The sequence below is a fragment of the Tsukamurella sp. II2bb genome (genome assembly GCF_057815145.1).
Genome location: NZ_JBYPZI010000003.1, coordinates 357,728 through 370,676, shown reverse-complemented (window position 1 = coordinate 370,676; position 12,949 = coordinate 357,728). Strand labels below are relative to the sequence as shown.

Below are 12,949 nucleotides of genomic sequence, written 5' to 3'. Positions count from 1 at the left end.
AGTTCTCGATCCCGCGGATTCACTCCACGATCCCGGAGAGCTTTCTCACATCGTGAGATCCGTCTCGGCGGCGGCGCTCTTCCGCGCGCTCGGAAGGCCGGGCGAACTCGCGCAGGAAGGCCGTCGAGAACTCCGCGTACCGGCCGTCCAGGATCGCCTTCCGCGCGGACGAGGCCAACGCGACGAAGAAGTGCTCGTTGCGCAGGGTACACAGCGTGATCGCCACTGCCTCGTTCGCCGTGAAGAGGTGGTGGACGTACGCACGGGTGAAGCCGTCGGTGCGGTCGACGCCGAGAACGTTCGGCCGGTTCGGGTCGATCGGCCGGAAGTCACTGCGCATCGCCGGATCGGTGAGATCGAGCGTCCCCGTCGTGGTGAAGACGCGGCCTTCCGCGGCCGCGCGGGCGGGCTCGGTCCCGTCGACCAGGTCGACGCCGGCCTCGATGGCGGCGAGCAGCTCCTGCGGTCCCGTGACCGACGCGACGTAGCGGGGACGATCGGCCTCGAGTTCGGAGACGGCTTCCGCCAGTCCGGGCCCACGCTCGATGACGTAGCCACCGAAGCCCAGTCCCCGACACGGCGGTCCTCGTCGGCGATGCGCCGCAGGGCGCGGGCGGCGGCCCGCCGCAGCTCCGGGTCCGTTCCGCCGGTCACCACCGCCCACAGCGAGAGCGCGTCCTTACCGTCGGCCACCTGCCAGCCGCGTTCGGCGAGCGCGCGGCGCGCCCAGCGTTCGGTTCGCGGCTGGTCGGTCGGGTCCGTCAGCGCGAAGCCGAGATCGCAGTTCATCCGGCGCGCGACGCGCACCGCCTCTTCGGGGCTCCAGTGACGCAGCGAGCCGTCGAGCCGGCTCCGGAACGAGAAGCCCTCGTCGGTGACGCCGGCGCCGTGCAGCGCGACCGACCGCCCCCGCGGGTCGCCCACCACGGGTGCGGACCAGGACATCGCCGCTCCGATACCGCCGATGCCTTCGATCACGTCGGCTCCGAGCTGCAGATGCAATTCGTGCAGGTCGACGGTGAGCGCCTGGGCGCCGAGGTCGGTCAGCGCGTCCGGGGTGAGGCCTGCGACGGCGCCACGGCGCGCGACGGGAAGGTATGCGGGGGTCGCGATCTCGCCCCGGTCGGTGATCCCCGAGGCTCGCAGCCGAGCGTTACCGGCGATCGCCCGGTAGTCGGTGCGCAGCTCGGCGAGCTCCGCTGCCAGAGCGGCGTTCTGTGCCCGGATCTCGTCGATCTCCCGGCGGGAGAGCGCCGATCCCGGGAGGCGACCGGGTGCCGGGCGCGGCTCCGACGTCGCGGCCCTCGCGCGTTCCGCTCGATGTACAGGGGAGATCTCGACGGTGTCGATGATCGCCGACGAGGCGAGGGCGGGCGCGGGCTCCCCGGCGTGCTCCGCGCCGCTGTGATCGTGAAGGTCCTGGGTGAGGTCCTGCTGCGCGGAGACGCCACGGAGCATCACGGCGGCGAAGACGGCCACGGCCAGCAGGATCGCGGCGCCGATGCCGCCGGTCCACGACAGCGCGGTGGTGAACGACTCGGTCGCCGCGGTGCACAGAGCCGCGCCGATGTCCGCGGGCAGCTCGCGGGCGTGCAGCAGTGCACCGGCGAGGGTCTCCTCGGCCGACTCCAGGACACCGTCCGGCAGACCCGACGGGGCCTTGTCGTCGAGGCCGTTGCGGTAGAAGCCGAGCAGCACCGAACCGAGGATCGCAGTACCGAAGGCAGTACCGAGCTCGTAGGCGGTCTCACTGATGCCGGCGGCCTGGCCCGACTCCTCGGGGCGCACCGAGCTCATGATGATGTCGTTGGTCAGGGTCATACCCACGCCCGCACCGAGGCCGACGAGCGCCAGGGCGATGGCGATGAACCACGGCTCGGTGTCCGTGGTGAGGGTGAGCAGCACCGAGAAACCGCCGGCGGTGATGGCTCCGCCGATCGCGACGATGATCGACGTCGGGAACTTCTTGACCAGCGCAGCGGCGATGAACCCGGCGCAGGCGGACATACCCGCCTGCGGCAGCATCCACAGCGCCGACTTCATGATGCTCAGTCCCGCGACCAGCTGGAGGAACTGGGTCAGCGCGAACATCGCCCCCACCAGCGCGAAGACGGACAGGAAGTCGATGACCACCGCTCCGGCGAAGAACCGGCTGCGGAAGAGACGCACGTTGAGCATGGGTACCGGCAGGCGCAGCTGACGGATCACGAACAGCACGAGCAGGATCAGGCCCGCGGCGAAGGTGACGAGGGCGACCTCCGGTTCATCACCCTCGGCGAAGGTCTTCACGCCGTAGACGAACGAGATCATGCCCACCAGCGAGAGCAGGATGCTGGGAAGGTCGATCCGGCCCGGGCTCGGGTTCTTGCTTTCCGGGACCAGAATCGGCGCCAGGATGAGCAGCAGCACCATGACCGGGATGTTCATCAGGAAGATCGCGTGCCAGGTGAAGGCCTCGATGAGCCAGCCGCCGACGATCGGGCCCGCGGCGGCTCCGAGCGCGCCGGAGGCGGACCACACGGCCATCGCGGTGCGTCGCTGATCGCGGTCGAGGAACATGTTGCGGATCAGCGACAGGGTTCCGGGCATGATCATCGCGCCGCCGACACCGAGGAGGGCGCGGGAGGCGATCAGCATCCACGGTTCCGACGAGAGCGCCCCGAAGACCGAGGCGATCGCGAAGATCACCGCTCCGGCGAGCAGCACCGTCCGCCGCCCGAACCGATCGCCCAGCGACGACATCGTGATCAGGAGCCCCGCGAGCATCAGCGAGTAGATGTCGAGGATCCACAGCTGCTGCGCGCCGGTCGGTTCCAGATCTTCAGCGATGTCGGCGAGCGCGAAGATCAGCACCACGCCGTCGATCGCGATGAGCAGCATCGGCAGCACGAGCACCGCCAATCCCACCCAGATGCGGGCCGTGGCCCGCGGGGCAGTTCCGTTCATGATTCCTTCTCCTGTCGGCATAACTTCACCAATTAGTATACTACACCATCAGGTATACTAATCCTGTCGACGGGAGAGAGCGATGGCACGACCGAGTGCGCGACCGAAAATGATCGAGGCGGCCCTGAAGGTCGTGCAGGAGCAGGGCATCACCGCGTTGACGCTGGACGCGGTGGCCACGGAGGCCGGGGTGACCAAGCGCGGCCTGATCTACCACTTCCCCAGCAAACACGCGCTCCTCACCGGCATTCATGAGGATCTGGCGGCGCGCACGGAGGCGGATCTGCTGGAGGCGACCGGCCGCGAACCCGAGGGGGCGAGTCTGGTCGAGCGCACCCGTGGGTACGTGCGGGCCACCCTGAAATCGGCGAGCACCGTCGAGATGCGTCTGATCCTGGAGGCCGGCAACGAGCCGGAGTGGATCGCACCGTGGGAACGGATCTACCGGCGCTGGTTCCCTGAGGAGGAACAACCGGTGAGCGAGCTCGACGACCTCTCGCTCCGCTGCCTGACCGCCCGGATGGCCGCCGACGGCTTCTGGGGATACCAGAGCATCCTGTCGTCGCCGATGAGTCCGGCATCGCGGGAGCGATTGGTCACGAGCATTCTGGACGGTCTCGACGACGAATGACCCGCGGCCCGGATCACGTACCGACCCGTCAGCGCAGCGCCGGCGATCGCTCGGGTAGCCGACGGACTGCGCAGGTACCGCATCCGCCCGGGTTCGAGTAGCCGCGCACGCTAGTGCCGCGGTCCGGCGGGGGCGACGCTCGACGAGTCGAACCATCGATGCCGTCGAACAGGAGATCCGGCCATGAGCGAACCGATCACACCCCTCGGCCCGATCTGGGGCCCGGACTTCGTCACCGTCACCACCAACGACGAAACCGGCGCACCGTACGAGCTCGAGATCTACCCGGACGCGGCGAACGAGCAGCTGCGCGCCGCGGGGCAGCAGCTCCACTACTACTGGCAGCCCAGCCGGATCTACCTCGCCCGCAAACAGACCTCACCAGAGGACTTCGACTTCGGGATGACGCTCTTCAAGGGCCTCATGACCGGGGAGACCACGATCGGCGTCACCGACGAGATGACCGAGCGGGGCAATGCCGAGATCGGCGGTGGCTTCTGCACGTTCTCCACCACGTTCGCCGTCCCGCCGTCGGCTATCGAGAAGGCGAGGGAGATCCTGCGCTCCGGCGACCACGAGGCGCCCGCCGGCCGGCTCGCGGTGCTCTTCGCCCCCGACGATCAGCTCCCCAGCCTCGGCGCGGTGACGATCGTGTCCAACACCGTCTCGCTCGAAGTACCCCGCCTCAAGGACGCGGCTGGCGGGAGCAAGGTACCGATGTACCTGGATGCCCAGGGCGGCGGCAAGGGCAGTATCGAGGCACAGGGCATCGCGAGCTTCCTGGTGACGGCGAACCAATTCGCCGCCGGTGCCATCGTCGGCAGCCTCAAGGACGGCATGTCGCCCTTCACGGTGCACTCCTATCTCGGCGAGTCGTTCTACGTCAACGGATGCCACGCCGAGGTGAAGGTGGACGTCCGCAAGTGCTACGACCAGATGTCCGCCGCGCTGAGCGTGGGCGGCTTCCTTGGCATCGGGGAGGCGTCGCTGCAGGCGGCGTACTCGAAGATGACCACGTCGGGCGCCATCACCACCACCGTCACGATGAACGGCAGCGCGCTGACGCCCGAGCTGCAGGACTGGGTGATGAAGAACATCGCCGCGATGAAGGACTCGGCCATGCAGGTGCTCAAGTCGGAGATCTTCGACTGGCAGCCGCGCGAGGACACGCCGGCCAGCGCGGAACGCGGGCTCTTCTCCCGGGTCTTCGGCGGTGCGTCGGTCTCGCTCAAGGCCAGCCACCAGGTCCGGGAGGTGGTGCTCCCGCAGACCCTGGATCTCAACGGCACCATCACGGTGGAGCACGCCGCGACCGGCACGCTCAACGACCTCGAACCCGCGATCAAGGCGCACCTCGACCGGTACCTCGCCATCGTGGACATCGGCGAGTACTTCAAGAAGGTGCAGGTGGCCGGCATATCGGCGGTCGACTTCGCGAACAACGTGGGCGGCGGGGAGTTCGCCGATCCGCTGCGCTCGGTGCAACTCGAGGTGGGGTACCCCGACTACGACAACCCGCTCACCCCCGACGGCGAGGTCAACCTGACCTGGCAGGCTGAGGGCTACCACTACCTGACGGGGAACGCGGCCGCCGGCCAGCGGAGCCTCGCGACGTGGACCAAGGCGAACCCGGACGACATCGTCAACATCGCCTTCCTCCGGCTCGACCAGGACATCCCGCAGTGGCCGCGCGATCAGGTGGCGATCCGCAAGACGCTGGTCTTCAACGGCGAGGACCCGCGGGTGGAGCTGGCGAACGGCACCAGCACGGTGGTCATCGAGACGACGGGCAATCACAGAGCTCCCAAGCTCACAGCGGACGAGGCGGGCTACATCTACGTGCGCCTCGCACCGGACCGTCCCATCCCCGCCGCCAACGTGACCATCACGCTGGCGTGCACCATCGGCGGCCGGACGGACACCATCGTGATCAACCGGGACAACCAGCACGGGGTCGTGTGGCAGGTGTGGTCGGACAAGTACATCGACGAGACCGCGTTCACCTACAGCGCGACGGTCGAGGTATCGGGGCCGGACTTCACGGACGACCCGGTCTCCTGGGCGACGGACACTCCGAGGACCGTCGCGCTGCCCACCGGGCGCGCCAAGATGATCCCCGCGCTGCGCGTGCCGCTTCCGCCGGTGCCGGCGGATCGCCGCGACACCGTCAACGCCTATATCGCCGCCGCCCGCGCGGCGGTACCGACGCCATAGGAGACGTGATGGCCCCGCAAGACGCACCCCTCGACGGTCCGGTCCGGTTCACCCCGTCGTTCGCCGGCGCCGGCCGGCGGATCCGCACCCCGCTGGACTGCTCCGTCTCCAATGCACTGGTCGCTGCCATCGGCGCGGCCGGCGACCGGCCCGATGCCACCGGTTTCCCCGACGCGGACACCCGCGACGGCGCATTGTTCGAGTCCGTCGGAGAGCCCGACCGCCGGTGGTACCTCCCCGAGTTCCGGGTGATGGCACCGGACCCGGAGTTCGCGTTCACCGTGACCCAGCAGGAGATGAACAACGAGGGGCGCCCGTTCAACCTGGTCACGCTCAGCATCGGCGTCGAGGCCGTGCAGCCGCCGCAGGTCGGCGAGTTCGTGGCCGCGAACCCCGGGACGACGGTGACTCCGATCATGTTCGGCGTGCGCGCCGCGGAACTGGCCCTCTCGTTCCGCAACGACGACGGCAGCCAGGGCGGGCTGCGGATTCCCGGCGAACTCGGCCCGGCACCGTCGAGGTTCACCGCCACCCTGACCGGTAGCGCCGCGACGCTCGCGTACAGCGCACTCACCGCCACGGGGACCGCGATCCTTGCGATCACCGTCGGGTACACCGTCGCGTCCGTTCCGCCGGGGCCCCGCCACGTGGTCCGCCCACGGTTTCCGGACATCCTGCGTCCGGTGGAGTTCCCGCAGTTCGTGCCACCACGGCCGGGGCCGCAATTCGAGCAGCGGCCGGTCCTGCTCTCGTCCGCGGTGAGCCGCGCAGTCCTCCGGCCGGCCGTGGCGGCCACGCTCGTGACACCCGCGACGCCGAGCGCCCGCCTGCGGGACGTGATAGCCCGCGTCGAATTCAACCCCGACCTGATCCCGGTGCCGGAGAGTTCACCGCAGCGCGACCTGTTGGCGACTACAGAGCTCGTCTCCTGCCCGGTCGGCTCGGAGTACGGCACCCCGTCGTACCGGCCCCGGTTCGTGGTCACCACCCAGGGCGGCTCGCGGGTGATCGACTCGGTCGACGACCTCGCCACCTTCGAGAACGACGCCAGCGAGTTCGTCGAGCTGACCGCGCTCGCCGGATTCACGGACCGGTATCCCTCGCTGCGTGCGCTGTACCTGGGCCGGGTGAGCGGCACCGTGATCGCGGTGCCCGCGCACTACGGCCTCGTCCGGACCGCGCAGGGGCTCGCGTGCTCCTGCGATGCGGTGATCGATCCGTCCGCGACGTCGAGCGGAGCCGGGTTCCACCTGACGTTCGCGGTGGCTCCGCTCGTCCCCCCGGACGACATCGCGGCGCTGACCGCGGAGATCGCCGCGCAGCCCGGGCTCGCCGAGCGGGTGCGAGCGGTGCAGTTCCCGGGCCGGCTCCGCGGCAGCGCGCCGGTCTCGCTGGAGGGCGTGGACGTGACCGGTCTCGGGGTCGAGTCCGGGTCCGCCCCTGGAACGTTCATCGTCACGTTCACCGTCGGTGATCGCGCGGTCCCGGCGATCGCCGCGGTCAACCTGATACTCAAGCGGCTCTCGGCCCAGCCCGTGCCGACGCTCGTCGGCCACCTGTCCTTCGTCCTCGACGACCGGTACTCCGCGGATGTGGGCAGCTCGCTGGTCCTGGCGTTCTCGTCGACCACAGGTTCCGACGACATCACGGTGGTCACCGAGGAGGATCGCCGGCTGCTCCACAACGCCGGCCCGTTGCCGGTCCACGTCACCGCCGTGTACTCCCAGCAGGCCGGCTCGCCGCCGACCACCACGCCGGCGATCACCGCGGTCGCCGCCGATCTGACCATCGCCGCGGCGAGCACCGCGGACTGTCCGGCCGTAGCGGGAGCCGTCGTCGGTGTCGAAGGCCGGCTGGTGGAGCCACCCGGGGGCTACGGCACCGAGATCGGCAGATACGTCCACATCAATGTCTCCAACGTGCAGCAGGTCCGGATTGCACTGGGATTCAACGCAGCGGGTGCGATCGGCAGGTACCGGACGGTGGCCGTGACCTCCGCCTTGACGAATCTGCCGCAGACGATCATGCCGGCGGTCACCCTCGATGCCGGAAACCCGATTCAGCAGTTGATCTGGACGGTGCCGCTGAACAGCACGTTCGTCTCACTCAGTGCCACAGTCACCCTGATCGCGACGCCGTCGGACGGCGGCGACGCCGTGAGCGCCGTCCTCGAGCACGACTTCTCGCAGTTCCCGATCCTCACCATCACGCCCGAGATGTTCCCCGCGGGCCCGCCGAAGGAGTAGACATGCCGACATTCGAACAGCTCGACCGGATCAGCCCTACGGAGGGCGACGGCTCGGAGACCGCGAACAACGGCGACGGCACCACGACCACCACCTGGCCGGACGGGACCACCCGCACCGACTACTCCGACGGGGTGGCCATGGTCCAGTACCCGGACGCGTACGTCCTCAACATCGAGGCCGACGGCCGCATGACGCTCAGCGACCCGAACGGAAACCCGTGCGATCCCGCGACGGGCGAACCGATCGGGGCCGTCCCGACCCCGCCCACGGACCCGGCGACCACCGCACTGTCGACGCTGGAGGTGATCCAGTCGGGCGTCGAGTTCTTCGACGGCGGAGCGGCGCTCCTCGGCCTGCGCGCAGCGGAGAACCTCGCCCGCCGGCTGGGCAGCGAGGAGACCGCGGAGTTCCTCGCCACGAGCACCGAGGTCACGGACGCCGGAATCAACCTGGTCAAGACACTCCGCGGCGAACTCGACCCGATCGAGTGGTTCTGGAACGTCGCGAAGATGGTGATCGCCGGCTACCGCGCGGTGAACACGCAGCGGGACGGTGTGTACATGCGCGCCTGGTCGTACACCCTCGTCTACCTCGCCACCGATCTCGGCTCCCCGCCCACGCCGGAGTACGGCACGGAGTTCAACTCCGCCGAGCAGGCCGAGCAGAATCGCGAGGCCTGGGCGGAGGGCGTCTCCGACGCGGAGGTCCGGCTCAACGACGGTGCCGCGGGGATCGCCCTGCGCAACCGCGTCCTCCTGCTCGCCGGGGCGCACGGCCAGCAGGAGGCGGTCAACCAGCTGTGGGCGGCCGCGTGCAAGGCCAGCTCCCACGACGGCGGCGGCGACCTTCTCGGTGCGTACCCTCGCCTGAGTTGGCCGGAGATCACGAAGTAGGGCGCTACCGGAGCGGCACCGGGCGATCGCCTCGCCGCGCGGGCCAGGTCCCGCGTCCTGCACGCATTGCCCCGCATCACGTGGTCACAACGGACAGACGACCCCGGCTCGTCCCGCTAGCACCGACTTGGACCGTCACATCGGTGAACGTGCCCTTCAGCCTGGCGTCGACGAAGACGACATTGCGGCAGCGCTCGGTGGTTCCGCGTCCGACCAAACCGGAGACGTACGACCTCAGAACCCGTCCGGCGTCGCCGGTCACGTGGGCCGCGTTCGGGCCTGAATCGAGACCCCGTGGGCTTCCCTACACCTCGGCGAGGATCGGCCGGGCCCATCCGCGCGGCAGTCTGCGACTAAGTCGCGGATGGTCCGCGAACCCAGAGCCCCGACGAACCGGTCGACATCCGGCGACGACGCATCGAAGATCGCAGTGAGCGACGGGGCGAGGAAGTCCGAGACATGGCTGCCGTGAATCAGAGTGGTCCGCTCGGGTAGGGGCACGCCCGTCCACCCCACGGTCATGGTGCGGATGGCGTCCTCGTCCGCAGAACTCAACGTCGGCTCTCGTCGATGCAAGCTGTCAGAAGGGGGACCAGTGCGACCACCAGTGCCACTCCGACCAACCCCGCCCCCGCGACGTCATCTCACCACGGTACCGAGAACCCGCCGGGTCAGAGCACGCCCGGGGACCCGTGCGGTCGCCGGATTACGACGGCATGTCGACCTCCGCTACTCGCCGTCAGCGGCGTAATTCGGGCTGTACGGGTCGCGGAAATCATCATGTGAACCCGCAGCGGCAGGCTCAGCGCGGCGGTCGACGATCTCGGCCAGCGCCCGCCGAAACAGGGTGTCGTCACCGTTCCCCTGAATCATGAACCTGCCTGCGTTGAACCATCCACGGAAACCCGGGTCGTGGGTAAACCGCGCGACGTCGAGAAAGTGCCCGTGGTGCTCGGCGAAGGAGTGGAAGAACGCCACCTGCGTGCGCGTATTGCCCTCACGGAAGAGGTGCGCGACGTTCATCTCACCCCATGGCTCGCAGATGACATCGATGAATTCGGCAGCATCCATCGAGTCGAGGTCGCCCGCAGTGCTGAGCGCTTGGCACCATTTGTCGAAGTGCTCGATCATGCTCTCGCCGGCCGGGAAGTACTCGTACGGGTAGCCGTCCCTCGCCGCGTAATCGCCTCGCGCGATCGACGCGGGCGAGGGACCGCCCTTGCTCATGCGCCCGCTGGGGCCGACGCGCGGCTGGCCTGCCCACTCGAAGACGTCCCGGAACAGGTAGCGGTGGATCGTATACATGTGGTCGCGGTCGAACTTCCCCGGGATCCCGCCTCGGGCGAAGTACTCCGTTGCCCGGATCCGCGATGCGGTCTCCTCGAAAGCCCGAAACTGGTCGAGGTCGGTGAGCCCACGGAGGTTGACCAGGGTCTCGCTGCCGGGATAGACGTAGTCACTCCACCTGCGAAACTGCGCCACTGAACCCGCTGGTCAGATGCGGGTAGCTGTGATGTACGCGCGCTCCACGGCCTCGTCGAAGCTGATACTCCCGTCGATCGCGCTCCACAGATCAGCGTCCGCAGACGGGCTGGAGACTACATGGCCGGCCGCCGCCAGGCAGCCGTTTCCGAACGCGAATGCGTCCTGAGCCGCATTGCTGCGAAACATCGGCGACATGTCACGTCCTTTCTTTCGCCACTCCCGTCCATGATACCGGGAACTGGAGCGGATAGTCCAAGTAGCGACGACACGCTGCGAAACCCCCTGCCCAGTCTCCCGGCGATACCGCTTCGTTCCCGCGGCGGGGCGGTGCGCCGCGGCGGGAACGAGATCCGCGAGTCTCAGGCGCGGGGCACCAGGCCGTCGTCGGGCCCCGGCACGGCGACGTCGGTGTACGACGGGAGCAGCGCGGAGACGCCGAAGCGGGCACCGTCGGACCCGAGGACCTGCACGGACCGGACGCCGGGCCGATCGGCGACCGCGCGCAGCGCGTCGCCCGTACCGAGCACCACGACGCCGACCACCGCGGGTACTCCGGCACGCAGCCGGGACGCGGTGACGCGCGCGACCGCCTCGCCGCGCGGACCGGGCGCGACGAGCGAGGGCATCGCGAGCGCCGCGAGCTCCGGCACCGCCGCGACGCCCGCGGCACTCTGGCCCGGCGGCACCGTCGCCGTGGGGGTCGCGACGCCCGGGATGCGCACCCGGACCAGCACCCGCCCCACGCGGTCCAAGCCCGCGGCCCGGTTCCACACCTCGTCGGCAGTCCACTCCGCCGCCGGGGAGATCAGCGCCCAGCGCCGCGCCCCCGGGGGCGCGGCGGCCAGCGACGCGCGCGCCGACGCGAGATAGTCCGCGACGGCCTGGCCCGACTGCGGGCCGAGCCGGTCACCGTCGGGCCGGAAGGACCGCACCGGCGTGGCGGAGCCGAGCCAGTACGCGAGGCCCAGCGCGACGGCGAGCAGCGCGGCCCAGCCCGCGAGCGTGCGGCTCACGCGTCGCGCAGGACGTCCAGGGCGTGCTGCAGATCGTCGGGGTAGGGCGAGGTGAACTCCACGTACTCCCCCTTCGTGGGATGAGTGAAGCCCAGGGTGCGGGCGTGCAGCCACTGCCGGTCGAGGCCCAGCTTCTTCGCGAGCACGGGATCCGAGCCGTAGGTCTGATCGCCGCAGCACGGATGATGCAGCGCCGCGAAGTGCACACGGATCTGATGCGTGCGACCGGTCTCGAGGTGCACGTCGAGCAGCGTCGCGGCCTGGAAGGCCTCGATCGTGTCGTAGTGCGTGATCGACGGCTTGCCGTCGCGGGTGACCGCGAACTTCCAGTCGGAGCTGCGGTGCCGGCCGATCGGCGCGTCGATGGTGCCGGACATCGGGTCCGGGTGGCCCTGCACGAGCGCGTGGTAGCGCTTGTCGACGGTGCGCTGCTTGAAGGCCCGCTTGAGCACCGTGTAGGCGCGCTCCGAGACGGCGACGGCCATCACGCCGGAGGTGCCCACGTCGAGGCGGTGCACGATCCCCTGCCGCTCGGGCGCGCCCGAGGTGGAGATGCGGAAGCCGGCGGCCGCGAGGCCGCCGATCACCGTCGGCCCGGTCCAGCCGACAGAGGCGTGCGCGGCGACGCCGACGGGCTTGTCGACGACCACGATGTCCTCGTCGGAGTAGAGGATGTTCATGCCCGGCACCGGCTCGGCGACGATCTCCAGCGGCCGGGCGGGTTCGGGCAGGGTCACGTCGAGCAGCGCGCCGGCCTGCAGCTTGTCGGACTTGCCGACGGTGACCCCGTCGAGCGTCACGGCGCCCTCGGCCACCAACTCGGTGACGACGGTGCGGGACAGGCCCAGCAGGCGGGCGACGCCCGCGTCGACCCGGAGGCCGTCGAGCCCGTCGGGGACGGGCATGGTGCGCGACTCACGCATCGGTGGTCTCCGTTCCAGTGGTGCGGGCGTCCCCGGTCGTGGTCTTCTCGGGAGTGCGGGGACGCTTCTCGCCGAAGCCCTCGTACGGGTCGCGCCCGAACAGCGTGAGCGCGACCAGGAGCACCGCGGCCACGCTGATCGCGCTGTCAGCGGTGTTGAAGACTGGGAACCAGTCGCCGACCGAGAAGAAGTCGACGACGTGCCCGCGGAAGACGCCGGGGGCCCGGAAGATACGGTCGGTGAGGTTGCCCAGCGCGCCGCCGAGCACCATGCCCAGCCCGAGGGCCCACGGCAGCGAGGTGAGCTTGCTGCCCATCCGCACGATCCACACGACCACGCCCACCGCGATGAGCGTGAGCACCCAGGTGTACCCGGTGGCCATGGAGAACGCGGCGCCGGGATTCGTGACGTAGTACAGGCTGAAGGGGCCGAGCACGGGGATCTGCTGGCCCAGGCTCATGTTCCGCACGACGGCGGTCTTCGCCGCGAGGTCGATGAGCAGCACTGCGACCGCGACCACCGCCAGGAGAATGCGCGGGTTCCGATACCAACTCGGCCGTCCGGTTGCGGGGGAATCCATGTCTCCATCATCCAC

10 protein-coding genes and 1 pseudogene are annotated in these 12,949 nt (G+C 69.6%); 4 read left to right on the top strand and 7 right to left on the bottom strand.

The genetic code is table 11. The features are described 5' to 3' along the window. Positions 1–19: 19 nt before the first annotated feature. The gene (locus AC21LY_RS10220; RefSeq protein ID WP_489046452.1) at positions 20–664 is read right to left on the bottom strand and encodes a tRNA-guanine transglycosylase; all 645 of its coding nucleotides are present in this window, start codon (positions 662–664) and stop codon (positions 20–22) included. After that, positions 577–2,880, bottom strand: a pseudogene (locus tag AC21LY_RS10215) (MFS transporter); the annotation flags it as partial. The pseudogene AC21LY_RS10215 and the gene AC21LY_RS10220, both read right to left, overlap by 88 nt. 148 nt (positions 2,881–3,028) lie before the next feature. Here AC21LY_RS10215 and AC21LY_RS10210 point away from each other — a divergent pair. From AC21LY_RS10210 to AC21LY_RS10195, 4 genes are all read left to right on the top strand, one after another. Continuing rightward, positions 3,029–3,577, top strand: a complete 549-nt coding sequence (locus AC21LY_RS10210) for a TetR/AcrR family transcriptional regulator (protein ID WP_489046348.1) — start codon at positions 3,029–3,031, stop codon at positions 3,575–3,577. A gap of 183 nt (positions 3,578–3,760) precedes the next feature. After that, the gene (locus AC21LY_RS10205; protein WP_489046347.1) at positions 3,761–5,791 is read left to right on the top strand and encodes a hypothetical protein; all 2,031 of its coding nucleotides are present in this window, start codon (positions 3,761–3,763) and stop codon (positions 5,789–5,791) included. Positions 5,792–5,799: 8 nt separating this feature from the next. Further along, positions 5,800–8,037 (top strand): hypothetical protein, encoded by a 2,238-nt coding sequence (locus AC21LY_RS10200; protein WP_489046346.1) that lies wholly within the window; start codon positions 5,800–5,802, stop codon positions 8,035–8,037. A gap of 2 nt (positions 8,038–8,039) precedes the next feature. Further along, positions 8,040–8,933, top strand: a complete 894-nt coding sequence (locus AC21LY_RS10195) for a hypothetical protein (RefSeq protein WP_489046345.1) — start codon at positions 8,040–8,042, stop codon at positions 8,931–8,933. A gap of 729 nt (positions 8,934–9,662) precedes the next feature. Here AC21LY_RS10195 and AC21LY_RS10190 read toward each other — a convergent pair. The 5 genes from AC21LY_RS10190 to lspA form a co-directional block, all read right to left on the bottom strand. Next, on the bottom strand, positions 9,663–10,415 hold the full coding sequence (locus tag AC21LY_RS10190; protein ID WP_489046344.1) for a Fic/DOC family protein: 753 nt from the start codon (positions 10,413–10,415) through the stop codon (positions 9,663–9,665). Positions 10,416–10,427: 12 nt separating this feature from the next. Further along, positions 10,428–10,613, bottom strand: a complete 186-nt coding sequence (locus AC21LY_RS10185) for a hypothetical protein (RefSeq protein WP_489046343.1) — start codon at positions 10,611–10,613, stop codon at positions 10,428–10,430. Positions 10,614–10,777: 164 nt separating this feature from the next. Further along, positions 10,778–11,431, bottom strand: a complete 654-nt coding sequence (locus AC21LY_RS10180; protein ID WP_489046342.1) for a hypothetical protein — start codon at positions 11,429–11,431, stop codon at positions 10,778–10,780. Beyond that, positions 11,428–12,354, bottom strand: a complete 927-nt coding sequence (locus AC21LY_RS10175) for an RluA family pseudouridine synthase (RefSeq protein WP_489046341.1) — start codon at positions 12,352–12,354, stop codon at positions 11,428–11,430. Before AC21LY_RS10175 ends, AC21LY_RS10180 begins: the two co-directional genes overlap by 4 nt. Beyond that, a complete protein-coding gene (gene lspA / locus AC21LY_RS10170) occupies positions 12,347–12,934 on the bottom strand; it encodes a signal peptidase II (RefSeq protein WP_489046340.1) in 588 nt (195 codons plus the stop codon). Before lspA ends, AC21LY_RS10175 begins: the two co-directional genes overlap by 8 nt. Positions 12,935–12,949: the final 15 nt, after the last annotated feature.